At 40.8% G+C, this 24,435-nt stretch carries 23 protein-coding genes; 4 read left to right on the top strand and 19 right to left on the bottom strand.

The window, feature by feature from the left end:
* Positions 1-22: 22 nt before the first annotated feature.
* Positions 23-1,720, bottom strand: coding sequence for an alpha-glucosidase (locus DWW33_RS00435; RefSeq protein ID WP_118638647.1), 1,698 nt, complete (start codon positions 1,718-1,720; stop codon positions 23-25).
* 78 nt (positions 1,721-1,798) lie between these two features.
* On the bottom strand, positions 1,799-2,101 hold the full coding sequence (locus DWW33_RS00430; protein ID WP_118638646.1) for a hypothetical protein: 303 nt from the start codon (positions 2,099-2,101) through the stop codon (positions 1,799-1,801).
* Between the two features lie 300 nt (positions 2,102-2,401).
* On the opposite strand from DWW33_RS00430, the gene DWW33_RS00425 reads away from it, so the two are divergent.
* On the top strand, positions 2,402-3,343 hold the full coding sequence (locus DWW33_RS00425; RefSeq protein WP_117840968.1) for an AraC family transcriptional regulator: 942 nt from the start codon (positions 2,402-2,404) through the stop codon (positions 3,341-3,343).
* A gap of 85 nt (positions 3,344-3,428) precedes the next feature.
* On the opposite strand, the gene DWW33_RS00420 is transcribed toward DWW33_RS00425, so the two are convergent.
* The 3 genes from DWW33_RS00420 to DWW33_RS00410 form a co-directional block, all read right to left on the bottom strand.
* Positions 3,429-4,181: a DUF6033 family protein gene (locus DWW33_RS00420; protein WP_118638645.1), complete on the bottom strand. Its 753-nt coding sequence runs from the start codon at positions 4,179-4,181 to the stop codon at positions 3,429-3,431.
* Positions 4,182-4,282: 101 nt separating this feature from the next.
* Positions 4,283-5,113, bottom strand: coding sequence for an undecaprenyl-diphosphate phosphatase (locus tag DWW33_RS00415; RefSeq protein ID WP_117946872.1), 831 nt, complete (start codon positions 5,111-5,113; stop codon positions 4,283-4,285).
* Positions 5,114-5,203: 90 nt separating this feature from the next.
* Positions 5,204-5,461 carry a heavy-metal-associated domain-containing protein gene (locus DWW33_RS00410; protein ID WP_022242629.1) on the bottom strand — a complete coding sequence of 86 codons (258 nt, stop codon included), beginning with the start codon at positions 5,459-5,461 and terminating at the stop codon, positions 5,204-5,206.
* A 177-nt stretch (positions 5,462-5,638) separates the two neighbouring features.
* Between DWW33_RS00410 and DWW33_RS00405 the strand changes: the two genes are divergently transcribed.
* Genes DWW33_RS00405 through DWW33_RS00395 form a run of 3 tightly spaced genes read left to right on the top strand, consistent with a single transcriptional unit; the run spans position 5,639 to position 8,052 of the window.
* Positions 5,639-6,625, top strand: a complete 987-nt coding sequence (locus tag DWW33_RS00405) for a TAXI family TRAP transporter solute-binding subunit (RefSeq protein WP_118638644.1) — start codon at positions 5,639-5,641, stop codon at positions 6,623-6,625.
* Positions 6,622-7,812 (top strand): sodium/glutamate symporter, encoded by a 1,191-nt coding sequence (gene gltS / locus DWW33_RS00400; protein WP_118638643.1) that lies wholly within the window; start codon positions 6,622-6,624, stop codon positions 7,810-7,812. Before DWW33_RS00405 ends, gltS begins: the two co-directional genes overlap by 4 nt.
* A 15-nt stretch (positions 7,813-7,827) precedes the next feature.
* Positions 7,828-8,052 (top strand): hypothetical protein, encoded by a 225-nt coding sequence (locus DWW33_RS00395; protein WP_118638642.1) that lies wholly within the window; start codon positions 7,828-7,830, stop codon positions 8,050-8,052.
* Between the two features lie 112 nt (positions 8,053-8,164).
* Here the strand turns inward: DWW33_RS00395 and DWW33_RS00390 are convergent, their stop codons facing one another.
* From DWW33_RS00390 to DWW33_RS00325, 14 genes are all read right to left on the bottom strand, one after another.
* Complete coding sequence (locus tag DWW33_RS00390) at positions 8,165-8,902, bottom strand: hypothetical protein (protein ID WP_118638641.1); 738 nt, start codon at positions 8,900-8,902, stop codon at positions 8,165-8,167.
* The gene (locus tag DWW33_RS00385) at positions 8,896-9,846 is read right to left on the bottom strand and encodes a hypothetical protein (protein WP_147404692.1); all 951 of its coding nucleotides are present in this window, start codon (positions 9,844-9,846) and stop codon (positions 8,896-8,898) included. Before DWW33_RS00385 ends, DWW33_RS00390 begins: the two co-directional genes overlap by 7 nt.
* Positions 9,847-9,960: 114 nt before the next feature.
* On the bottom strand, positions 9,961-11,322 hold the full coding sequence (locus DWW33_RS00380) for a DUF5808 domain-containing protein (protein ID WP_118638639.1): 1,362 nt from the start codon (positions 11,320-11,322) through the stop codon (positions 9,961-9,963).
* 5 nt (positions 11,323-11,327) lie between these two features.
* Positions 11,328-11,693: a GntR family transcriptional regulator gene (locus tag DWW33_RS00375; RefSeq protein ID WP_118638797.1), complete on the bottom strand. Its 366-nt coding sequence runs from the start codon at positions 11,691-11,693 to the stop codon at positions 11,328-11,330.
* Positions 11,694-11,956: 263 nt separating this feature from the next.
* Positions 11,957-14,593 (bottom strand): pyruvate, phosphate dikinase, encoded by a 2,637-nt coding sequence (ppdK, locus tag DWW33_RS00370; protein ID WP_117840960.1) that lies wholly within the window; start codon positions 14,591-14,593, stop codon positions 11,957-11,959.
* A gap of 205 nt (positions 14,594-14,798) precedes the next feature.
* Positions 14,799-16,196 (bottom strand): glycine--tRNA ligase, encoded by a 1,398-nt coding sequence (locus DWW33_RS00365; protein ID WP_022243038.1) that lies wholly within the window; start codon positions 16,194-16,196, stop codon positions 14,799-14,801.
* Positions 16,197-16,214: 18 nt separating this feature from the next.
* Positions 16,215-16,826 (bottom strand): hypothetical protein, encoded by a 612-nt coding sequence (locus DWW33_RS00360; protein WP_117697063.1) that lies wholly within the window; start codon positions 16,824-16,826, stop codon positions 16,215-16,217.
* A gap of 104 nt (positions 16,827-16,930) precedes the next feature.
* A complete protein-coding gene (gene recO, locus DWW33_RS00355; protein ID WP_118638638.1) occupies positions 16,931-17,671 on the bottom strand; it encodes a DNA repair protein RecO in 741 nt (246 codons plus the stop codon).
* On the bottom strand, positions 17,616-17,804 hold the full coding sequence (locus DWW33_RS00350; RefSeq protein ID WP_117697057.1) for a YqzL family protein: 189 nt from the start codon (positions 17,802-17,804) through the stop codon (positions 17,616-17,618). Before DWW33_RS00350 ends, recO begins: the two co-directional genes overlap by 56 nt.
* 78 nt (positions 17,805-17,882) lie before the next feature.
* Positions 17,883-18,794 (bottom strand): GTPase Era, encoded by a 912-nt coding sequence (gene era, locus DWW33_RS00345; RefSeq protein ID WP_022243042.1) that lies wholly within the window; start codon positions 18,792-18,794, stop codon positions 17,883-17,885.
* A gap of 45 nt (positions 18,795-18,839) precedes the next feature.
* On the bottom strand, positions 18,840-21,758 hold the full coding sequence (locus tag DWW33_RS00340) for an insulinase family protein (protein ID WP_330415571.1): 2,919 nt from the start codon (positions 21,756-21,758) through the stop codon (positions 18,840-18,842).
* Between the two features lie 151 nt (positions 21,759-21,909).
* Positions 21,910-22,110, bottom strand: coding sequence for a cold shock domain-containing protein (locus tag DWW33_RS00335; protein WP_022243044.1), 201 nt, complete (start codon positions 22,108-22,110; stop codon positions 21,910-21,912).
* A gap of 120 nt (positions 22,111-22,230) precedes the next feature.
* Positions 22,231-23,142: a mechanosensitive ion channel family protein gene (locus tag DWW33_RS00330; protein ID WP_117697049.1), complete on the bottom strand. Its 912-nt coding sequence runs from the start codon at positions 23,140-23,142 to the stop codon at positions 22,231-22,233.
* Positions 23,143-23,173: 31 nt separating this feature from the next.
* Positions 23,174-24,412, bottom strand: coding sequence for a DUF1015 domain-containing protein (locus DWW33_RS00325; RefSeq protein WP_118638637.1), 1,239 nt, complete (start codon positions 24,410-24,412; stop codon positions 23,174-23,176).
* Between the last annotated feature and the right edge of the window lie 23 nt (positions 24,413-24,435).

Here is a 24,435-nt window from a genome sequence, read left to right as displayed (position 1 = left end):
GATTAAATTGCTTCCACAAATCTTACTTTTCTAATTCTAAGACAACGGTTTCACAGCTGTCTAATGTAATTGTTCCATTTAAGGCTGCCTCAGCATTGATTGCTTCCTGGCGGCCTTCATTGGTTAACAATACCTTGGCAATTCTTTGCTCTAATGTGATGGTATGCTCTTCTATTCCAAAGTTTGCAAGTATCAAAAGCTTCTGACCGCTTTCTTCATTTCCCCGTTCAAAAGCAAATATGTCATCTACATTTTCATACTTTGGTTTAAAAATACCATAAGTGAAAGTATCTTTGTATTCTTTTGCCTTACGCAGTGCAATTAATTTCCTATAATAAGCCAATACAGAATCTGCCTTATGCTCCTGGGCTGCTACATTGATTTCCATGTAATTCGGATTCATGGCAAGCCATGGAGTTCCATCGGTAAATCCGCCATTTTTTCCATCGGACCACTGCATTGGTGTTCTGGCATTATCACGGCTGTTCTCATAGCAGCATTTCAAGGCTTCTTCTTCACTGAGTCCTGCACGCAACGCCTCCTGATACTGGTCGATGGTGCTGATGTCATCATATTCTGAAATATCATTTCGTTTGCAGTTGGTCATCCCGATTTCCTGTCCCTGATAGATAAATGGAATTCCACGCAAAAGAACGGATACAGTTCCAAGCATCTTCTTTCCTGCATCATTTCTGGCATGCTCCGGCAGATAATGAGTTGCTCCTCTTGGTTCATCATGATTTTCAATAATGTTTGCCTTAAAGCATTTTCCCTGTAATTCCTGCTGGGAATCGAAAATTACTTTCCGCCATTCCTCAAAACGTAATGGTTTCTGGTCGTACCAGCCATGCTCACCAAAAGTAAGCACATGGGCACTGAAATCAAACATCGTAGAGAAATGTCCATCCTCTCCGATGAATTCCAAGAGCTCATCTTCTTTCATATTAAAGACTTCTCCTACCGTAAAGGCATCATACTTTTCAAAAGTCTCATGTTTTAATTCTTCGAGAAAATCTCCTACTCCATTTACCTCTTCTACCATCCTGATGCAGGTTACAAGTCCGTCCGGTCCATCCGGCTCAAAGGACGGGAAATTAATATCTTTCTTAATATTGATAATTGCATCAATACGGAATCCTGCCACGCCTTTGTCTAACCACCAGTTCACCATTTCATAGATTTTCTGACGCACTACCGGATTCTCCCAGTTTAAATCCGGCTGCTCTTTGGCGAACATATGAAGATAGTATTTATCACTGTTTGGCACCTTCTCCCAGGTACTTCCGCCAAAATAGGAACGGTAATTACTTGGAGCCTTGCCGTCTTTTCCTTTCACAAAATAGAAATAATCTGCATACTCTCCATCCGGGTCTGCCAGTGCTTTCCGAAACCACTCATGCTGGTCGGAGCAATGATTTACCACCAGATCCATTACGATATACATATCACGTTTCTTTGCTTCCGCAAGCAGCTCATCAAACTCTTCCATGGTTCCGAATTCTTCAGCAATATTATAATAATCTGAAATATCATATCCCTGGTCTACAAATGGGGATTTATAAATCGGTGAAAGCCATACGATATCGATACCCAGTTCCTTTAAATAATCCAGTCTGGATATGATTCCTCTCAAATCACCGATTCCATCTCCGTTGCTGTCCTGAAAGCTCTTTGGATAAATCTGATATGCCACCTTGTCATGCCACCATTTTTTCTTCATGTTCTCATCCTCCATATTTCCATTATTCCTGTATTTACACTTCGTTCTTTGTATGATACTGTTATTATATACGAAGTTTTAGGAAGTTTCTTCCGTGATATTTGCGTTTTTATTGCACAATCCTGCTCTTTTATGTAAAACAAAATAAACGATATGATTATGGATTTCAGATGCAGACGGTGGAAGGTAGGTTATAGGATACAAAATAGCAGCATTTCTTAGATACATTTTTTCTTGATTATAAACTGTCTTTCCGCTTGCTTTGACGAGGATATCTGCACCGTCCGTCGAGTGTGGATGCCGCATAAAGATAGTAAGGCGCACTAAGAATTTCAGTATTAATATTATTTTATCTGCCAACCGGCGCAAATTCACATCCATGTTCATATGCGCCTCGCCGGCACGTCCCTGTGCCAGCGTTGGCTATTGCTGTATGAAATTCTAAGTGCGCCTAACAATCCTTATCATGCATCCATACTTCGGCGAACGGTACAGATATCTTGTCAAACATTGGAAAGACTGTTTTTATCATAGAAAGAAAAAATGTATTTTAGAAATGCACTGTTTTGCATCAGACCTACCTTCCATCGTCTGCATCCAAAATTCCATTTCTTTCATTTTGTTTGTATAAAAAATCAGGATAAATGCTGTTTAAATAAGCAACATTAAAAGGAGATTCCCATGAAAGATAAAAAACAACTCCCTCTGGAACAAAAAGAAAAGGCCGTTCATGGCGAACGAATTTTTCCATTAAAGAAATATCTTACTACGTTGCAGGAACGGTATCCCATTGTTACGCCACACTGGCATGAAGAGGCTGAATTTACCCTGATTACCAGCGGTGTCTGTACGTATCAGGTTGACCTTGAAAGCTTTCAGGCTATGCCTGGAGATTTCGTTTTCATTCCTCCACTGGCTCTGCATTCCATTGCCATATTACCTGCCGGGCATATGCATTCGGAAACATATGTCTTTCACCTTGATTTCCTTGGTGCATCCTCTGCAGATATCTGTGCCATGCGATATCTGATGCCCCTTGCCAAGCAGCAGCTGATTCCCCCTTTTCATATAGTAAAAGAGCACCCGGTCTACCCGGATGCCCTCGCATTGTTCTATGAAATCAGCAGCTGTTATTCCGCTGCCCAGCCGGGATATGAACTGATGTTAAAATCCCTGCTGTTAAAGCTTCTTACCCTTCTACTTCCGTACTGCAGCAAAAGTTCTGAGCAGCCACAGCTTCAAAGCGAACATACCCAGAAGATTAAGGGTGTCTTAGAATATATCGGATTACATTATACCGAAAATATTTCTATTGAAAGCCTGGCATCCTCCTGCTATTTCAGCGAATATCATTTCATGCGCTTTTTTAAGAAATATGTCGGAATGTCATGCTTAGATTATATCAAGAGCCTGCGCCTGCAAAAGGCTGCCGACCTCTTAGAACAGCAGGAGCTATCCATTACAGATGCCGCCATGACTGCCGGTTTCAGCAGCCTTTCCTACTTCTACCGGGAATTTAAAAAACGCTATGGCATGACACCACGCCAGTTTATCCATTCCCTTCCGGAACGTCAGCATACGAATCGTACCTCTACTCCAGGCAGTCCTTTTTCTCCACTTTGATTTCCCAGTGGATTAAGAAAGTCAGGGCTGCCCGGAGTGCAATATATAGGGGTTCTTTTCCATATTGTATCCTGCCTTTTATTAATTATCTACGAAAATCTACATTCCAGCCAACCTGTTTTTCCTGTGGTGTAAATACATAATCGCTCATGCTGTCATATAACATATCCTGGATTTTCTTTTCCAGTTCTTCCAACGAACCAGCAGTAACCGTTACAAGCTCTTCACTCTTACCAGTTTTATCCGTGCTGTCAGTCCTGTCCGATTTCTTAACGGAAGATGTATCTTCATCCTCCTTATTCATTCGTTTCTCATAAGCTTCCTTCTGAGCTTTCTTACGTTCTGCACGGTTTTCTTCCTGTTTCTTTTCGATACGTTTCTTCTGAAGAGATAAAGACTTATCTACAACTGCAAAAAATGATGCATTGCCGCCATCATTTACCTGAATGCCATATGCCTTCACACCACTCTGTCCATTCGCAAACCGACTCTGCATGGTTGCAAGCTGACTGGATGCATTGGCTATAATTCCCTCGTACTGTTTCCGGTAAGACTCATCTTCTGCCATCCGCTCAATCTTCTCTTCATCAATTAGAACCACCATTTTGTTGGCATTGGCATACTGTCCTGCATTGGCTTTTGCTGTCTCTTTCATATCCTTGGATACCAGAATGAAATCCATCGTGCTAAATTTCTTTTTCAGCTTCTCATAATACTCTTTCGCCTTATCCGAAAGCTTTGGCTCTCCAATGGTTTTTCCGGAGACTTTGCTGCTCTTTTCCGATTCCGTATAACCAGAAACGTTTTCTGCCACCTGATTTACTGCGTTTGTGTTCATAAAAATTCCTCCTTGAAAATATCTATAAGCAAATCCTTTTGCTTAAAACAATCTGTTCCATTCTTTATATCGGAAGAATCTCTCATTTTCTTAAGCGGTTCCTATAGTGCAAAATAGCCTAAAACAATGGCTCCAAGAATAATCCGGTACCAGCCAAATACTTTAAAATCGTGTTTTTTGATATAGCCCATCAGAAAACGAATGACTACTACAGATACCGCAAATGCTACCACGCAACCTAAGCCTAAGACACAAAGTTCCTGAGCAGAAAACGCAAAGCCGAACTTAATAAGTTTGATCAGGCTCCAGCCAAACATAACCGGCACAGCCAGGAAAAATGTAAACTCTGCTGCAGCCACACGGGATACTCCGATTAAAAGTGCTCCGATAATGGTTGCACCGGAACGGGAGGTTCCCGGAATAATTGCAAGTACCTGAAAAAGTCCGATAAAAAATGCTGTCTGATAAGTAATATCATTTAAGCTTTCCACCCTTACTTTCCGCTTTTTATTCCAGTTTTCAATCAGAATAAACGCAAAACCATAGAAAATCAATGCAGCAGCAATCACAAGCGGTGTATGAAAATGTGCATCCACATAATCATCAAACAAAAGCGTTACCACAGCTCCCGGTATGCAGGCAGCTACAACCTTAAACCATAAAGAAAAAATATCTTTCCGGATGACCGGCTGTGTCTTGTCTTTAAACTGGAACGGAAACATTTTCTTCCAGAACAAAAGCACTACCGCAAGAATAGCTCCCAACTGTATCACCACGAAAAACATCTCTTTGAATGAATCTGTCATATCAAGCCTGATAAATTCATCCACTAAAAGCATATGTCCTGTGCTGCTGATTGGAAGCCATTCTGTAATTCCTTCTACAATTCCAAGAAAAATAACCTTCAGCATTTCTACAAAATCCAATAACATTACGTTGTCCTCTTTTCCTATTATTTCCGATTTCTCATTTTAACATACTATGCCGATAATATATATATTATTTTTCTTAAGATATTCTGTTTATTTGCGGAATGCTGAAAATAATCCCTTCTTCACATATGGTTCTTTTGTTACTTCTAACGCATCATATCCACTGTTTTTAATCACTTCTTTGATTTTTTCCTCCGGAATATCGGTATCGGTAATAATTACGGTCTCTTTTTTACTGTGGGATGAAGTTACTTTCTTTACCGGAAATGCTGCCCGCACTGCATCATTTACATGTGCCTCACACATTCCACACTGCATACCATCTACTTTTACTGTTATTTTCTGCATAAATCCTTCCTCCTTCTTTTCATTCCATCACATTATAATCTCTTTTTTTCTAAAAAAATATAGGATTAACGATATTTTTTCTCACCACTTTGCCACTATTTTCGCTCTTCCTTTTCTGAAAAAATTATTGTAAAATATTTCTTTGGGATTAAATTTTAAAAAGAAAGGATTTTATATATGAAGAAACCATTCCGTCTTCTTCTATGTCTTGCACTGCTTTTTGTGAGTGGATGCAGTGGTTATCAGAAAACCATCCGCTTTGGTGCCGCTGACATAGGTGGAATCTACTATACCTTTGCCAATACCTTTACCGGACTTGCCTCCTCGGAGGATGATACCTATCAGTTTGAAGTTAAGACAACCGCAGGCTCTGCTGCCAATCTAAGGCTGCTCTCCGGTGGATATATCGAACTTGGATTAGCCCAGTCTGACCTGATTGCCTCCGCCTATGAAGGCAGTGGAATTTTTGAGGGAGATCCTTGTCAGGGATATTCCGCTATTGCCGGGCTATATACGGAAGCCTGTCAGATTGTCATCCGTGCAGACTCCAATATTCAGACGCTGGATGATTTACAGGGCAAAACCGTCAGCATCGGTGCGGAGGATTCCGGTACTGAACAGAACGCTAACCAGATTCTGACCATGAGCGGACTTACCACTGAGCTGGTGAAAACAGTAAACCTCGATTATACCGATGCTGCTGACCAGCTTATCAATGGAAAAATCGATGCATTTTTCTGTACTGCCGGTATCCAGACAACTGTAATCGAAGAATTAGCCAAAGAATGTGATATCCGTCTTTTGGATATTGATGAGAAATGCAGGAATAAATTGCTGTCTGCTTATCCATCCTATAGTGAATATACCATTCCTGCCAATACTTACACCGGACAGACGGAAGATATCCATACCCTTGGTGTCAAAGCGGTTCTCCTTGCTTCCGACAAGCTCTCTTCCGATACGGTAGAGCACTTGACGGAATGGCTTTTTTCCCATGCGAAGGATTTACAGTATGCAACCTCTTTAAACCTGCAATTAGATGAAACTTATGCTACTGATGGCATGCCGATTCCATTCCATCCGGGAGCTGTTGCCTATTATGAGAAACAGGGCATTACACTTTCTTCCGAAAACGATACACAAAACCAGAAAGGAATACTATGAATATACATTTAGATATGTACCAGACCTTAGCTGTCGCTGTACTGGTACTCATGCTGGGGAGTTTTTTACGAAAGAAAATACATTTTCTGGAAAAATTCTGTATTCCGGCACCCGTTATCGGCGGTCTGCTCTTTGCGATTTTCACCTGTATCTGTTACAGTACCGGAGTTGCAGAATTTTCCTTTGATGATACCCTGCGGGAAGTATGTATGGTATTCTTCTTTACTTCCGTAGGATTTCAGGCTAACTTAAAAGTCTTAAAAAGTGGTGGGAAATCCATGGCAGTATTTTTAGGACTGGTCATTGCCCTTATTATTACCCAGAACTTTCTTGCCGTTGGATTATCCAAACTATTAGGATTAAATCCATTAATCGGTATGTGTACCGGTTCCATTCCAATGGTGGGCGGACATGGTACAGCAGGTGCTTTTGGACCGGTACTGGAGGATTTCAATATCCATGGTGCCACTACCATCTGTACGGCTGCTGCTACCTTCGGTCTGATTACAGGAAGTCTGATTGGCGGTCCTTTAGGAAAACGTCTTGTAGAAAAGAAAAATCTTCTCTCTACTGTTGCTTCCGAAGATGACAGCCTCTTAGTGGAAGATGAGAAAAAACACGAACGCCATACCAACATGTATGCTTCCGCTGTTTTCCAGCTTATCCTTGCCATTGGACTTGGTACTATTTTTTCCTATTTTCTAACAAAAACAGGACTGACTTTTCCAATTTATATTGGTGCCATGTTAGCAGCCGCACTGATTCGTAATATTGTGGAATACTCCCATGGCAATGCCACGATCCATATGGGAGAAATTAATGACCTGGGTGGTATTTCCCTGTCATTATTTCTTGGTATGGCTATGATTACTTTAAAATTATGGGAACTGGCTTCTCTGGCACTTCCGCTTATCATTTTATTAAGCTCACAGGTCATTCTGATTGCTGTATTTACTTACTTTATTGAGTTCAATATTATGGGGCGGGATTACGATGCAGCAGTCCTTGTTGCAGGTACCTGCGGATTCGGTATGGGTGCCACACCAAATGCCATGGCAAATATGCAGGCACTCTGTGACCGCTATGTTCCATCCGTCAAAGCATACCTTCTGATTCCACTGGTGGGAAGTCTGTTTGCCGATTTCATCAACAGCCTTGTAATTACATTTTTTATTAATATTTTGTAAATAAAGGAGCACCTTATGTTTCATTTTAAAAATAAAATCAAGAATGCAAGAAAAGAACGTGAAAAGAAAAATTATGATCTGACTTATGATAATGTTGCCATTCCGGAAGTACACAAAGCTGCTTCTGATGCCACTACTCATACAGCTGAGGAACAGAACTCCTCCAAGGATGAACATGCTTCCAGCGTCAGTTTTGATAATGTCGCTATTCCGGAAGTACATATCCGAAGAAAAAAATAAGCTTCTGGCAAAACAGCCTGCCCTATCCGGCACTTCTGATAATTCAGAGTGCCCGGTAAGGCAGGCTGTTTTTGTTTTTCTAATATATATATGTCCTTCCATCATTCATAACTTAATCCAGATATGTAGTTTGCAATGCCCGCTTGATGTCTTCTGGTTTTGTTCCACGAATTTTTAAATTCTTCAATTCACTTTCCGTAACATCAAACTGCTCTATAAATTTCTCCATATCCTTTCGCACTTCGTCCGGAAGGATACACTTCTGTATAAACATGTCAGATATAATTCGGATGATATCATTTCGATGTTTTTTAATATCCGATGAATCCACATCTTTTTTCTCTCTTAGGTCCAGCCATGCTTTTGCCTTAAATGGGATAATCCATTCCGGCTTTAACACAGAGATTCCTCTCATAATTTCTCTTCCATCCATTAATGCCTGGTAGTAAGCATCATTTAAGAGTATAGCAGAAAGACTTGAGACCGAATCGTCAATATGAATTGGGGTCAGTCCATTCTCCTCCTGTAACAGATAATTAGTTCTTGAAAATAATTCTATCATCTTAGGAAATCGTTCATCTTCTGGCTTATCAAATCTATAGAACTGTGGTTCCCCATTACTTTTTGCCCTGATTCTATATTTTCCGTCTTTGATAAATTTCCAGAAACGTTCTCCAAATTCTTTTGTTTGTGCCTCCACAATCAGAACAATATCAAGATCTTTTGTTGTTCGTCCAAAATTGATATCCTGTTCTTCAAAAGACACACTGCATGCTGCCCCACCAATAAGCACATACTGATCTGTATATTCGTTAAAATACTCTTGAAAAATGTCTATTCCTTTTACCATACAAATTCCTCCAACATTTCATTTACCGAACTTTCTACACGAGGATCTTTCATTTCCTCTTCGGACAGTATCAGTGTCAACGAAAGTGGATCTATCACATTGCCCTTCTCGAAGGGCAAAATATATCCCATTTCCTGCACTATACAGACTGGTTCTTCATTCTTTGGGATTTCCCGAATAGATTTTAACCCCAACGCTCCAACCTGAGCTTTACTTATAGCATATGTGACATAGTTATCCTCTCCCAACATGGAGTACTCTGCCAAGGCAGATATGCCACTTAAAACCATATCTGCATCAGGTTTTCTTTCTGGTCTGAATTCATGTATAATAGGATTTCGCAAAAACGGACGTATCTCCTCCCACATTACTATCTTATCATTTCTGGCAAAGAAACGTCTTGATCTTCCATTTATTTTTAAAAAAGGCATTCCCAAAGCATCAATTTCATCATAGCATCTGGTTATTGACATTCTGGACACTTCCAATTTCTCCGCTGCCCGTACCGCAGATACATCCTGCCAATTTTCATATAAGGCTTTCAGTAACATTTTCTGCGTCAAAAATGAAATAACAGAACAGTTCTTTGGTGTTCTCTGCTCATTATTTTTCAAAAGCATTCCCATAAACGGTAGATAAATCTGATGATTTTCCCATATAAAAGGAATTCCCTCTTCCACCATTTTAGGAATTGAATACCAATTTGCTTTTTTTAAATAGAACACACATCGATACCCTGTATACCGCTCCAGTTGAATTCGCATTTTTCGAAGTTCTGTCAAATTCATCGTATCTACCGGTGTTGCTAAAAGAATTTCCTGGTTTTGAATTTCTATGATTGTTAATTCAAATGCATTTCTGCATCCCAATGGTAATTTCTCCACAGAGTCATAAGGACGTTCCGTGATACTTTGATGCATTATTTGTTCTAAATACTCTCTCAAAGTTCCATCTCCTTTATATATTTGAATTGTAACTCTTTTTATGTTACAAGTCAAATATTTTCATTTGCACAAGTAGATTGCAAAGCGTGTTTCCTGTAGTTTTATCCAATCACCCTATTTTTGATTCATGATTTCCTGATAAATCTCTTCTGTCTCGGTATCGTCAATACCACTCATATAGTAGTTTTTTCCATTTGCAGTAAAATACAGGAACTTTTTATTCTGTGGATTTAAGAATACCTGGCATTCCCCTTCACCACTGATTTTAAAGGTTCCTTTTTCCAAGGTTTCCATGCCGGTTCCATTTACCCTTGACCAGTTTGGCAGCTCTGTCAGCATTTCCACATCATCTAATGCATCCAATGATATCTCATAATCTGTACGGATATGTTCTGCACAAAGGGACTGATTTTCAATTTCCAAATGAATCGGTGTAAATTCTTCTGCAATCACCCATACACAGACAAGTGGAAGCATCAGTAATGCTATTATAATAAACAATATCGTGCCTTTTCCTGCTTTAGTTGCCATATTGACCGTGGTTCCGATTCCAACCCTTTTATCCACGATGGTATGTGAATCCCTCGGATTATAGTAAAGCATGCCGCCAATCCAGTTTCTATCGTCTTCGATTCCTCCATTTAAATCATGTTTATCTTCATATGCCTTTTCTACTCTTCCTAATATCACAATGGCCGGAATGCACATAGCCGCCAGAAGAATTATAAATACAATCATGCCTGCAAGGTAAATCATTCCCACCTGCTTTTGCATAAAAGATACCAGAATCAAAAACAGGATTAATGCGGTATTCAGCCAGATTGCACACAGCCACATGTTCTTCCAGATTCTTTTCTTGGCTCTGGTATAATTAATGTTGATATCGCTGTTGCTGCTTATTACCTGTACCGGCTGCCGGTCCGTCCAGATTGCCACCAGCAGAAAAATATATCCACTTGTGGCACCAATGAGACAGAAGATTCCCATCACCTTAGCAAAAGGAATAACAGCAATTGCGGCGACTGTTCCCAGGGCAAGCGGTAAAAAAAACGGCAGAAAATGCATACAATGGACAGTTCCTGCATTTTTTAATTCCACATATCGTTCTGCTGACTGCTCTTCATAGTAGCCCATTTTCCGTTTCCATTGTTTCAGACGATTATTGGCAAATACAGTTGGAAGCATCAATAGAATAATCGCTACAATCAACCACACCATCCAGATTGTCATCTGTATGGAAAAGTATGGAATAAAAAGACAGCTAAACGGAATAATTGCAAGAATAAGACTATACCATATCATTTCTTTTTTAAAGCGCTTCTGGATTGCTTTTACATTCTCATCCTCTACCCATTCACGTTTCATATTTACAGCAAAAAGCATGCCATCTTTATAGGAATTCTGTAATGCAAATACAATGCATATGATAAATAAAACAGGATACAATGTTGCAAAAAATATAATATTAAGAAACATTTTTCTCACCCCTTATACATATTCTCACATATCTTTAAGAATTCTTCCTGTGTCATACCACAGATTTTGGCTTCGGAAATAATCTGCTGCAATAGTTCTTGGGATTTCTCCGATAATTCCTTTGCTTCGGAAAATTCCTTCCGCACATGGGCTCCATTCCGCCGGTCTGTATAAATATAACCTTCCTGCTTTAAAAGTGCATAGGCTTTATTCACCGTCATGGAATTGATTCCGATTTCTCCGGCCAATGCCCGTACAGTGGGAAGCTGCTCTCCCGGCTTTAATCTTCCATTGGATATTCCAAGTACAATCTGATTTCGAATCTGCTGATAAATTGGCACTTCCGACGTTTCATTTATGGATATAACCACCCAAGGTCCCTCCTTTCCGGTATTTTCGATATTCCCTTTTGGAATTTTCTTTTCTTCTCTTTGATATGTCAGTTTTCTTTTTGTATTATGCATTATAATACAAATAATACAAATTTACAAGGGAAATCTCTTTTGTTTTTTACTTTACAGGAAAGCAATTTCCTGTAAAGTAAAATAAACCCCTCCAACCGGAGGGGCTTATCTTTAACTATATAGCATCCAGGCAATGCCAGGAATACTACATATTATATTTTGTTCCATTCTTATTTGTTAGCGATTGCTGCCTGTGCTGCTGCTAATCTAGCGATTGGTACACGGAATGGTGAACATGATACATAGTCAAGACCAATCTTGTGGCAGAATTCAACAGATGAAGGATCTCCACCGTGCTCTCCACAGATACCAACGTGAAGGTTCGGATTAACTGGCTTACCAAGTTTCAGTGCCATATCCATAAGTTTACCAACACCAGTCTGGTCTAACTTAGCAAATGGATCGTTCTCGAAGATCTTCTTGTCATAGTAAGCATCTAAGAACTTACCAGCATCGTCACGGGAGAATCCAAATGTCATCTGAGTTAAGTCGTTAGTACCGAAGCAGAAGAAGTCAGCTTCTTTAGCGATTTCATCAGCTGTAAGAGCAGCTCTAGGAATCTCAATCATAGTACCAACTTCGTACTCTAATTTAACGCCTGCAGCTGCGATCTCAGCGTCTGCTGTCTCAACAACTACTTTCTTAACGTATTTAAGCTCTTCAACTTCACATACTAATGGAATCATGATTTCAGGTTTCACATTCCAATCTGCATGCTCTTTCTGAACTTCGATTGCTGCACGGATAACAGCTTTTGTCTGCATCTTAGCAATTTCAGGATATGTTACAGCAAGACGGCATCCTCTGTGACCCATCATTGGGTTGAACTCATGAAGTCCATCGATGATTGTCTTAATCTGCTCAACAGTTTTGCCCTGAGCATCTGCTAATTTCTTAATGTCAGCTTCCTCTGTAGGAACGAACTCATGAAGAGGTGGATCCAGGAAACGAATAGTAACCGGGCATCCTTCCAGTGCTTCATAAAGAGCTTTGAAGTCTCCCTGCTGATATGGAAGAATCTTCTCAAGAGCTGCTTCTCTTTCTTCTACAGTGTCAGAACAGATCATCTCACGGAATGCTGCAATTCTGTCTTCTTCGAAGAACATATGCTCTGTACGGCAAAGTCCGATACCTTCTGCTCCAAGCTCACGAGCTTTCTTAGCATCTGCAGGAGTATCTGCATTAGTACGAACTTTAAGTTTTCTATATTTGTCAGCCCAAGCCATAACACGGCCGAACTCACCAGCGATGGTAGCGTCAACTGTCTTGATTTCGCCATCGTAGATGTTACCTGTTGTACCATCGATAGAGATGAAATCTCCCTCATGGAATTCTTTTCCAGCAAGAGTGAATTTCTTATTCTCTTCGTCCATAGCGATATCGCCACATCCGGATACACAGCATGTACCCATACCACGGGCAACTACAGCTGCGTGAGATGTCATACCACCACGAACAGTTAAGATACCCTGGGAAGCTTTCATACCTGTGATGTCTTCTGGAGATGTCTCAAGACGAACAAGTACAACTTTCTCTCCGCGAGCGTTCCAAGCTTCTGCATCTTCTGCTGTAAATACGATCTTACCACAAGCTGCTCCAGGAGAAGCTCCTAAACCTTTTCCGATTGGTGTAGCTGCTTTTAATGCTGCTGCATCAAACTGTGGATGAAGAAGTGTATCTAAGTTACGAGGATCGATCATAGCTACTGCTTCTTCTTCTGTCTTATGTCCTTCATCAACAAGGTCACATGCAATCTTAAGAGCTGCTGGAGCAGTTCTCTTACCATTACGGCACTGAAGCATGTATAACTTCTTGTTCTCTACTGTAAACTCCATATCCTGCATGTCATGGTAGTGATTCTCAAGAGTCTCACAAACCTTGATGAACTCAGCATATGCTTCTGGGAATTCCTGCTCCATCTGAGCGATTGGCATAGGTGTACGAACACCAGCAACTACATCCTCACCCTGAGCATTGATTAAGAACTCACCCATTAATTTCTTCTCGCCTGTAGCAGGATCACGGGTAAATGCAACACCTGTACCAGACTCATCATTTAAGTTACCGAATACCATAGGCATTACGTTAACAGCGGTTCCCCAGGAATATGGGATATCGTTATCACGACGATATACGTTTGCACGTGGGTTATCCCATGAACGGAATACAGCTTCGATAGCTAATTTTAACTGCTCTACAGGATCAGATGGGAAATCGGTTCCTAACTGGTTCTTGTACTCAGCTTTGAACTGCTCTGCTAATTCTTTTAAGTCAGCGGCTGTAAGTTCAACGTCGAACTTAACTCCTCTGTCTGCTTTCATCTTATCGATGAGCTGCTCGAAATATTTCTTACCAACTTCCATAACAACGTCAGAGAACATCTGGATAAAACGTCTGTAAGAGTCATATACGAAACGCTCGAATTTAGGATCTGGGTTTCCAGCGATCATTGCTGCAACTACTTCGTCATTCAGTCCAAGGTTTAAGATGGTGTCCATCATACCTGGCATAGATGCTCTGGCACCGGAACGAACAGAAACAAGTAATGGATTCTTGAGGTCTCCGAATTTCTTTCCGTTGATCTCTTCCATTTTCTTAACGCCTTCCATAGCCTGTGCCATGATTTCGTCGTTAATCTTGCGGCCATCCTCATAATACTGAGTACAAGCCTCTGTTGTGATTGTGAATCCCTGTGGTACTGGAAGACCGATATCAGTCATCTCGGCAAGGTTAGCACCTTTTCCACCAAGGAGATTACGCATGGACATGTTTCCTTCACTGAACATGTAAACCCATTTGTTTGCCATTTTGAATTCCTCCTAATAAATTTACTTTGGTTTATTGATATGCGAACATCGTCTGTTATCAACAACAATTGATATCCACAATGTCACCCATTATGCGTGCCACTTGTCCACAAGCGCACATATTCATTTTATCATAATTTTATAGTTTCGCAACCATTTTTTCGAAATCAGACCATTCAGTCATGTAAAAAATAAAGTGTTTGATTTAGAAAGTGAATTTTTCTGCAAAATATGTATCCAAATCTTCGATTTTGATACGCTCCTGCTCCATGGTATCACGGTCACGTACCGTAACTGCTCCGTCTGTCTCGGATTCAAAATCGTAAGTTACACAGAATGGAGTTCCGATTTCATCCTGACGACGATAGCGCTTACCGATATTTCCTCTGTCATCAAATTCGCAGTTGTATTTCTTGGAAAGCTGTGTAAATACTTTTTCTGCGCCCTCATTTAATTTCTTGGAAAGTGGAAGCACACCAATCTTAACCGGTGCAAGTGCCGGATGGAAATGAAGAACGGTTCTCATATCCGGTTTCTCTTCTGTTCCGATGTTCTCTTCGTCATATGCCGCACAAAGGAATGCAAGTACCACACGGTCTGCTCCAAGAGATGGCTCAATAACGTATGGAATGTATTTTTCATTCTTGGTATCATCAAAGTAAGACATATCCTGACCGGATGTATTCTGATGCTGTGTCAGGTCATAGTCGGTACGGTCTGCAATTCCCCACAGTTCGCCCCATCCGAACGGGAATAAGAATTCAAAGTCGGTAGTCGCTTTACTGTAAAATGCAAGTTCTGCAGGATCATGGTCACGAAGACGTAATTCTTCATCTTTCATGCCAAGGCTTAACAGCCAGTTATGGCAGAAGGTTCTCCAGTACTGGAACCACTCAAGGTCGGTACCCGGCTCACAGAAGAACTCCAGCTCCATCTGTTCAAACTCTCTGGTACGGAAAGTAAAGTTACCAGGAGTAATCTCGTTACGGAAAGATTTTCCAATCTGTGCGATGCCGAAAGGCACTTTCTTACGGGATGTTCTCTGCACGTTTTTGAAGTTAACAAAAATACCCTGTGCTGTTTCCGGTCTTAAGTATACCGTATTCTTTGCATCTTCAGTTACACCCTGGAAAGTCTTGAACATCAGGTTGAACTGACGGATATCTGTAAAGTTATGTTTTCCGCAGGATGGACATGGAACACTGTTATCTTTGATGAAGTTCATCATTTCTTCCTGACTCCAGCCATCTACAGAAGTCTCTAATGTAATGCCATGCTCTTCTGCATAATCTTCAATAATCTTATCTGCACGGAAACGTTCATGACACTCTTTACAGTCCATAAGAGGGTCTGAAAATCCGCCTAAATGTCCGGAAGCTACCCATGTCTGCGGGTTCATAAGAATGGCACAGTCTACACCAACGTTGTATGGATTTTCCTGTACGAATTTCTGCCACCAGGCACGTTTCACATTATTCTTTAATTCTACACCAAGGTTACCGTAATCCCATGTATTTGCCAGTCCACCATAAATCTCGGAACCCGGATATACAAAACCTCTTGCCTTTGCTAAAGCTACAATTTTTTCCATTGATTTTTCCATAAAATTCTTCCTCGCATTCTATTTATAAATAATATATCTTGCTTCTGCTGTCTCACCAGCAGGAATTTCATCCACGGTTGCAGTGTTCTTATCCTTGACGGTTACCCCGGATGAAACATACTGCAGTGTTCCATCAACCGTAACATCTACACCCTTGCTTAATACGATAACATGATAGTCATCATTTTTCATGACATCTTTGCTGTCCGCTGCATCTCCGGCAGCTCCATCTGTTACCGCTACGAAATCTGTATTAAAATCATATCCGGCAGCAATTGCCTGTACCACCGTTCCGGTAAATACGGTATCTCCCACAAATGCAGAATATGCTGTGCTGTCACTGTAATGCATACCAAGCTTTGCGACTCCGTCTTTTACGGAAAGATTTTTTAATTTTACTGTCCCGGCGCCATCATTGTCTTCATATTCTTTGATGGAATCCTTTACATACTGTTCTAACTCATTCTCATCATAATTGTCTTTGTCAAAGTCGCCTACTGCAACTTCTGTGATTCCACCCTTTTTCTCCGGAAAGAGCGTTGTGGTATCTGCATCTTTTGTAGCACCGCAGCCGCCAAATATTCCACAGGCTAACAGCATTACAAGGAGTGCACTTATCTTCTTCTTCATACGAACCTCCAAATCCCTATATCTCATAATCTCAACAATTATACTATTTTCGGTTTGGTATTTCAAGCGTTACCTCAGGCAAAATGCCCGGCTTCTCCCATAAATCAGAAAAGCCCTTCTAAAAATTGCTCTGATTTAAATGTATGGGGTGCATATTTTTCCCGAAATTCCTTCACCGTCCGAATCAGTTCAAACAACACTTTTTCTGATACTGCAAAATGAAAAAGCTTTGCTGATTCCGTGGTAATAATATACTGCATCGTATAAATGGTAGATGTATCTAACCGTCTGCCATGCTCGGTTTCGCTGCAGAAATCACAAAGAAGCCCGGCGCGCTGCACACTGAAAAACTGCATCGGTTCCTTTTTTCCACATTTCTGGCAGGAAAAAAGATTCGGATATACTCCGTTTAACACCATCATTTTCAATTCATAAATCACGCGGACCAGCCGGTTATCAAAATTCTTCTTTCCAAGTGCTTTTAAGGACTGGTAAAGCAACTTTAGCATTTCCCGGTCATCACTGTTTTCCTGGGCATAATATTCTGCCATCTCAAGAAAATAAAATCCATAGTATGTATCATTCAAGTCTGTGGTGAGTTCGGTAAAATAATTTTTAATTTCTGCCCGCACCACATTGTAGGAGGTACGGCCTTCATAGACTTCAAACTGTCCGAAGGAAAAGGGATTGCAGGCTGCCAGCAGTGTACTGTTCGGTCTTCTTGCACCTCTGGCAAACGCCGTAATCTTTCCCCTCTCCAGGGTCAGTATCGTAATTCGTTTGTCATATTCACTGATTGGCATTGCGGTAAGCACCATACCCGTAACCATCACGTTTGTGCCCACGGTCCTGTTCACCTCTTACTTTCTCTTTCAGGCTGCCCAATCCATCCTGTTCTTCTTTTTCCTGTTCCTTAAACTTAAGATAATCATCTACACTTCCGGTCAAAGTAAAATGATTCCAGCTTGCTCTTACCATATGCTTCCTTCCTGCCCTTTCTTCATACTTGTATGAAATTAGGTTTTCCAGAAGCACTTAAGATAATACTGTCAATATTTAGAATTCCTCTTCCCGGTATCCGAAGTTCTTAATCATATAATCGCTGTCACGCCAGTCTTTTTTCACTTTTACCCAAAGTTTCAAATTAACCTTGGCATCTAAGAGGTGTTCAATTTCATATCTGGCATTGGTACCAATCTTCTTTAACATTGCTCCCTGCTTGCCGATAATAATTCCCTTGTGGGAATCCCGCTCACAGATAATCGTGGCATCGATGTCAAACATTTTCCTGCCTTTGCGTTTCTTCATCTGGTCAATGGAAACGGCAATTCCATGAGGAATTTCTTCATTTAAAGCATGTAAGGCTTTTTCACGAATCAGCTCTGCCACAATCTGACGCTCCGGCTGGTCGGTAATGGTATCCTCATCATAGAACATCGGACCATACGGCAGATATTTAAAAATCAAATCAATAATAACATCCGTATTTTCTCCACGCAGTGCAGATGCCGGTACGATTTCCGCAAAGTCATAAACTTTACGATAAGTGTCAATGTACTCAAGCATTTTATCCTTGTTATCCAAGGTATCTAATTTATTGATAACCAGAATAACCGGTGTCTTTACAGTTTTTAACTTTTCAATAATATGCTGCTCTCCTGCGCCGATAAAATCACTCGGTTCCACCAGCCATAAAATGACATCCACTTCATTCAATGTGTGTTCTGCCACATTTACCATAAATTCGCCCAGCTTATTCTTTGCCTTATGGATACCAGGTGTATCCACAAAAATAATCTGTCCTCTGTTTTCATCCGTATAAATAGTCTGGATACGGTTTCTGGTAGTCTGCGGTTTATTGGATGTAATTGCAATCTTCTGTCCAATCAGATGATTCATCAAGGTGGACTTTCCTACATTCGGCCGTCCAATCAGTGTTACAAAGCCTGATTTAAAATTTTCCGTCATACTTACTCCTTCTTATGTATGCTGCGGGACTATTACCCACAGCTTTTAATAAAGATTCTTTACTTCTAAGAACATATCTTTTTCTGCTTCTACATTTTCCTCTGCACCGATGACACACAAGGCATCCTGTGCGAGTACTGCTTCAATAAGCACTGCGAGATTTTTGATATTTTCCGGCTGTGCATCTAAAACTTCATTTCTCTCACGCTGTAATTCCTCATAAGAAATATTGGTAAGATAAGCACTTACGGAACGCATGCCCTTGGCAGCCGGATTCAACGGGGTATCCATATCACTTACTGTTCCGATGATATATTTTGTCATATCACGTTCATCTGCATCAAAAGCTCTTAAATATGCCGGGATACCTTCGTAAATCTCATTGGTGCTCTTAAGGTTCGGGTCACGGTAAGAAGTAAAATATGCATCTCCGTTCCGCATAAATCCGCTCATGCAGCCATATGCACCACCCTTTACCCGGACATTAATCCAAAGGTAATCATAGCTTAAAATTACTTTTAAGATACGAAGTGCTCCGGTATAGGAATATCCTTTCGATAAATAATTTCCGGCTCTGGATACATACTGTACTTTGGATGCATCTAAGAAGCCTTCATTCTTTTTCTCACAATGGAAGGTAACTGCTTCTCCCTCTTTCTCTCCATCCGGTAAAACAGTTAAGAACTGCGGGAATTTTTCTTCTAACAGCTGATATCCTTCTGCGTCTGCCGTCAGGGAAATCAACAGTCTGTTCTTTACAAAGATTTTCTCTGTAAGGCTTCTTAATTTATCCATTAAGAACTGCTTCTTCTCGTCAAAGTGTTCTTCTAATTCTGCAATGGTCCGGTACAGTGCAATTCCGCCAACCAGGTCATTGAATCGGGCTACCGGTGAGAAATAAGACATTGCCCGCATGGCAGATACGGAATGTCCGGCAGAGCTTAAGGACATCTGCAGTCTCGATTTGATACGCGCTAAAATCTCATAGAGACGTTTTTCATCTGTAATCTGTGTGCCCATCAGAATCTCAGAAAGAAGTCTAAGCCCCTCTTCTAAATTCTGATAAAGAATCTTGGAACGTACTTCGTATTTTGCATGGAAACTGTCTTTTTTCTTGGTATCCGCATAAATATTAATCTGGGATGAGATACCGCCGGTCTTAAGATCAATCTCATTTGCTAAGTCTGCATAGTTATAATGCTCCGTATCCATATAACCCAGTACAGCTTTTAACACCCCAAGGTATGGCAGTTCTTCTTCTGTAATATCACTGATATCAAACATCAGATTCAGATAATGAATGCCATTGGAATAAATGTTGGTATGAATGGTTTCGATGCCATTGCAGCTTACCTTTTCATATACCAGCGGCTGCGCTTCACGCTTCATGTCCTGCCGTTTTAACATCGGAATCTTCATCAGGTCTTCCTTTGGTGACGGCTCTTCCTGATACTGTTTTAAATGCTTTGTATCCTCTACTAACTTATCAATCTCTTCTTCTGATAAGTCTCTCTTATAAGCAGCCAGTTTCTCTTCTAATTCTTTTTCCAGCCTGGCATTTAAGCCTTTTTCCGGTTCAATGGATACATAGGATTTATGGCTGTTATCCAAAAGATATTTCTGAATCAGTTCTTCAAAATATCCTGTTTCAATCTTTTCCTTTAATGCTGCAAATACGTCTAATATTTTAAGATATAAGAATGGTTCGTCATCATCATAAAGCCAGCTGTCCATACAGGATAATCCATAAATTAATCCCTTCGGGAAATTACCGTAATCTGCTTCACGGAATTTGAATTCTTCACTGTTGATTCCTGCTAACAGGGATTTTCTATTGAGACCGTCTTTGACGATTTTCTTTAAAGTATCTTCGATAATTCCTACAAACTTCTCTTCGTCTTCTTTATTGGCATTCTTTGCCACCACTGAAAAGATTGGCTGTAAGGTGCTGTTATCAAATCCACCCATGATATCTTTTCCGATTCCTGCATCAATAAGTGCCTGCTTCAACGGTGCTCCCGGTGCACTTAACAGTGCATAATCCAAGACATCAAATGCCAGAGTCAGTTCACTCTCAAGATTCGTTCCGATTGCCACATTATAGGAAAGATATGCATTATCCTCTAAGCTTTCGGAAGATGCAATGGAATATGGCTTGCTGATGGTTACCGGCTTTTCAAAAGGAGCCTGCAGCTGAATTGCGGAATCTACTTCGATTTTATCATAATGGCTTAAATATTCTTTATCGAGAAATTCCAGTTTTTCGTCCATATCCATATTTCCATAAAGGTAAATATAAGAATTACATGGATGATAGAATTTCCGGTGGAAATCAAGGTACTGCTCATAAGTAAGCTCCGGAATTACTTCCGGGTCACCGCCGGACTCATTACTGTATGTGGTATCCGGGAACAGGGAATTTAATACTACACGGTCTAAGACACCTTCCGGAGAAGAAAATGCGCCCTTCATCTCATTGTATACCACTCCATTGATGGTAACCGGTGCATCTTTATCCTCTAATTCATAATGCCAGCCTTCCTGTTTGAAGATTTCTTCTTTCTTATAGATATTCGGATGGAACACAGCGTCTAAGTATACATCCATCAGATTAGCAAAATCTTTATCATTGCAGCTTGCCACCGGATAAACGGTCTTGTCCGGGTAAGTCATGGCATTTAAGAATGTATTTAAAGAACCCTTCACCAGTTCCACAAACGGGTCCTTCACCGGGAACTTGTCTGAACCGCACAATACCGTATGCTCAATGATATGTGGTACGCCGGTGCTGTCCTCTACCGGAGTACGGAATCCAATATAAAAGACCTTATTTTCATCATCATTGGAAATAAGGCTGATTTTAGCTCCACTCTTTTTATGTCGAAGCAGATATCCCTTTGCATGGATGTCTGTCAGATTTTCTTCTTTGATTAATTCATATGCTGTTAACGCTGCTAAATTCAAATGTTTTATCCTCCATGTTCTCATAATCTGACTCACAGTCTTTATCAGTATAACACATTTTTTTTACATTTACACCTGATAAACCTAAAAACAGGAAGACGGATATCCATCTTCCTGCTCTGCGCTTATTTCATATTCAACTCTATACGAATTAACCTAAGCGAACTACGTTAGCTGCCTGAGGTCCTTTTTCTCCTTCTACTACCTCAAATTCAACTGCTTCTCCATCTTTAAGCTCTTTGAATCCATCCATATTTAATGCGGAGAAATGAACGAATACATCATTTCCTTCTGCATCTGAGATAAATCCATAACCCTTCTTTGCGTTAAACCATTTTACAGTTCCCTGCATTTCTTTTTCCTCCTAATACACAATAAATCTAAAAAGTTGCACAAAATTGTGCACGACTACATGGCTAACAGTAGCATATTTTCCAATATTTGTCAAACTTTTTCACTTTTTTGCCCGATTTTATACCGGATTCTTTACGTTGACATCAAGCTGCGGGAACGGAATTTCGATTCCATTTTCATCCAGAGCATTTTTCATCTCCTCAGTCAGTGCCCAGCGGATATCCCAGTATAAATCAGTCGGCACCCACACTCTTGCACCAATGGTAACACTGCTGTCTCCCAATTCCGATACAAAGACCTGCACCGCCTCATCCTTAAGCCGGCGTTCTTCGGAAAGAAGCAACTGCTCTATCACAGCCTTCGTCTTCTTTAAATCCGCCGAATAGGACACCCCTACTTCCAGGTCAATCCTGCGTTTCTCACTGTAGGTTACATTGGTAAGGCTGCTGTTAGCTAAGATTCCATTTGGAATTACGATAATCTTATTGTCAACACTCTTTAACTTGGTGTAGAAAATCGAAATCTCTGTTACCGTTCCTTCGTTGCCATGGCTGTCTTCTACAATATAATCCCCCACTTTAAACGGTTTTAACATCAGTATTAATACGCCGCCGGCAAAGTTGGATAAGCTTCCCTGCAGTGCCAGGCCTACCGTCAGTCCTGCAGAACCTGCAATTGCCATTACAGATGTGGTTGCAATTCCAAAGAGCGAAAGAATGATTACAATCAAGAAGAAATATCCAATGCACTTGACCAGTGCATCCATAAACTGTTTTACACCCTTGTCAGCATCCTTTTTATCCAGCCATTTCCGGACGAGTTTCCGGAAAAGTTTGATTAACTTTACGCCAATGGCATATACCACGCAGGCAATCACCACCTGAAAGAGAAACGCCAGTAAATCCGGCACCAGCCCCTCCAGGTAAGTACGTATCACGCCCGGTTTCTTCATCTGTTCAATAGCATCGCTGACTTCTTCCGCTGTAATGCCCTCTGTGCTGGCCTCTAATGCGGTCAGATAAAATCCCATTTTAATATCCTCCAGTTATTTATGAAAGTTATTATGAAAGTGCATGAATAAATAATCCACTGCGAAGTTTTGGCTCAAACCAGGTGGATTTCGGCGGCATCAGTCTTCCGGCATCTGCTACTGCAAACAACTCTCCGATGCTGGTCGGATACATGGCAAATGCCACTTTACAGTCACTATGTACTCTGCGCTCCAATTCCTCCAGTCCACGAATTCCACCTACGAAATCAATCCGCTTATCGGTCTTCGGGTCTTCAATGCCAAGTACCGGATGCAGTAACACATTCTGTAAAATTGATACGTCCAGCCCATCTACCGGGTCACTGCTTAAATCCGCCTCTTTCATCCGGCAGGCATACCAGTTATCCCCAAGGTACATGCTGAAACTTCCTTTTTCAGCCGGATGAACCGCTTTCTTCTGTGGTGCTCCCACTTCAAACAGGTCGTTCATCTTTCCAAGGAATTCCTCTTCTGTCATTCCATTTAAGTCTTTTACCACACGGTTATAATCCATAATCATAAGCTGGTCATCCGGGAATAATACGGATAAAAAATAGTTAAATTCCTCAGTTCCGTCATAATCCGGATGCTCTGCTCTCCGCATCAGTCCTACCTTTACTGCGGATGCTGCACGGTGATGACCGTCTGCGATATAAATTTCTTTTATCTTTGCAAATGCTTCCTCGATAGCCGCAATATCTTCTGCCTCTGCAATTCTGTATACACGATGTCCGATTCCATCCTCTGCCACAAAATCATAAAGAGGTGCTGTCTTCTTTACCTTCTCTACCACTGCATTGATGACATCATTGGAACGGTATGCTAAGAAAATCGGTCCGGTCTGTGCATCACAGATATTTACATGGTTGATTCTGTCCTGCTCTTTATCTGCTCTGGTATTCTCATGTTTTTTAATGACCTGATTCTGATAATCATCAATCGAAGCACAGGCTGTAATACCGGTCTGCACCCTTCCGTCCATGGTCAGTTCGTAAATATAATAGCACGGTTTCTCTTCTTTTACGAAATCACCTTCTGCTACCATATCCCAGAGCATGTCATGGGCTTTCTTATATACCTCCGGTGCATAAGTGTCTACGGAATCATCAAACTGTGTCTCGGCACGGTCAATGCGAAGAAAGCTTTTGTCATGTCCTTCTACCACTTTCTTTGCTTCTTCTCTGTTATATACATCATACGGAAGTGCTGCAATCTCTGCCGCCTCATCCTCTCTTGGTCTGATACATAAAAATGGTCTGATATCTGCCATTGTTTTCTCCTTCCTGCGTAATT

Source organism: Roseburia sp. AF15-21 (assembly GCF_003479505.1).
Lineage (GTDB): Bacteria > Bacillota > Clostridia > Lachnospirales > Lachnospiraceae > Roseburia_C > Roseburia_C amylophila.
The sequence above is the reverse complement of the archived record's forward strand: the minus strand, read 5'-3'. Positions and strand labels throughout refer to the sequence as shown.

Coding starts and splice junctions, on each gene's coding strand:
- DWW33_RS00350 (WP_117697057.1), bottom strand. CDS start 17,804: ATGGTAAGAGCAAGCTGGAATCATTTTACTTTGACCGGAAGTGTAGAT.
- DWW33_RS00395 (WP_118638642.1), top strand. CDS start 7,828: ATGTTTCATTTTAAAAATAAAATCAAGAATGCAAGAAAAGAACGTGAA.
- DWW33_RS00330 (WP_117697049.1), bottom strand. CDS start 23,142: ATGGGATTTTATCTGACCGCATTAGAGGCCAGCACAGAGGGCATTACA.
- ppdK (WP_117840960.1), bottom strand. CDS start 14,593: ATGGCAAACAAATGGGTTTACATGTTCAGTGAAGGAAACATGTCCATG.
- DWW33_RS00420 (WP_118638645.1), bottom strand. CDS start 4,181: ATGAACACAAACGCAGTAAATCAGGTGGCAGAAAACGTTTCTGGTTAT.
- gltS (WP_118638643.1), top strand. CDS start 6,622: ATGAATATACATTTAGATATGTACCAGACCTTAGCTGTCGCTGTACTG.
- DWW33_RS00365 (WP_022243038.1), bottom strand. CDS start 16,196: ATGGAAAAATCAATGGAAAAAATTGTAGCTTTAGCAAAGGCAAGAGGT.
- DWW33_RS00425 (WP_117840968.1), top strand. CDS start 2,402: ATGAAAGATAAAAAACAACTCCCTCTGGAACAAAAAGAAAAGGCCGTT.
- era (WP_022243042.1), bottom strand. CDS start 18,794: ATGACGGAAAATTTTAAATCAGGCTTTGTAACACTGATTGGACGGCCG.
- DWW33_RS00435 (WP_118638647.1), bottom strand. CDS start 1,720: ATGAAGAAAAAATGGTGGCATGACAAGGTGGCATATCAGATTTATCCA.
- DWW33_RS00360 (WP_117697063.1), bottom strand. CDS start 16,826: ATGAAGAAGAAGATAAGTGCACTCCTTGTAATGCTGTTAGCCTGTGGA.
- DWW33_RS00380 (WP_118638639.1), bottom strand. CDS start 11,322: ATGTTTCTTAATATTATATTTTTTGCAACATTGTATCCTGTTTTATTT.
- DWW33_RS00430 (WP_118638646.1), bottom strand. CDS start 2,101: ATGGATGTGAATTTGCGCCGGTTGGCAGATAAAATAATATTAATACTG.
- DWW33_RS00410 (WP_022242629.1), bottom strand. CDS start 5,461: ATGCAGAAAATAACAGTAAAAGTAGATGGTATGCAGTGTGGAATGTGT.
- DWW33_RS00325 (WP_118638637.1), bottom strand. CDS start 24,412: ATGGCAGATATCAGACCATTTTTATGTATCAGACCAAGAGAGGATGAG.
- DWW33_RS00335 (WP_022243044.1), bottom strand. CDS start 22,110: ATGCAGGGAACTGTAAAATGGTTTAACGCAAAGAAGGGTTATGGATTT.
- DWW33_RS00415 (WP_117946872.1), bottom strand. CDS start 5,113: ATGTTATTGGATTTTGTAGAAATGCTGAAGGTTATTTTTCTTGGAATT.
- DWW33_RS00390 (WP_118638641.1), bottom strand. CDS start 8,902: ATGGTAAAAGGAATAGACATTTTTCAAGAGTATTTTAACGAATATACA.
- DWW33_RS00405 (WP_118638644.1), top strand. CDS start 5,639: ATGAAGAAACCATTCCGTCTTCTTCTATGTCTTGCACTGCTTTTTGTG.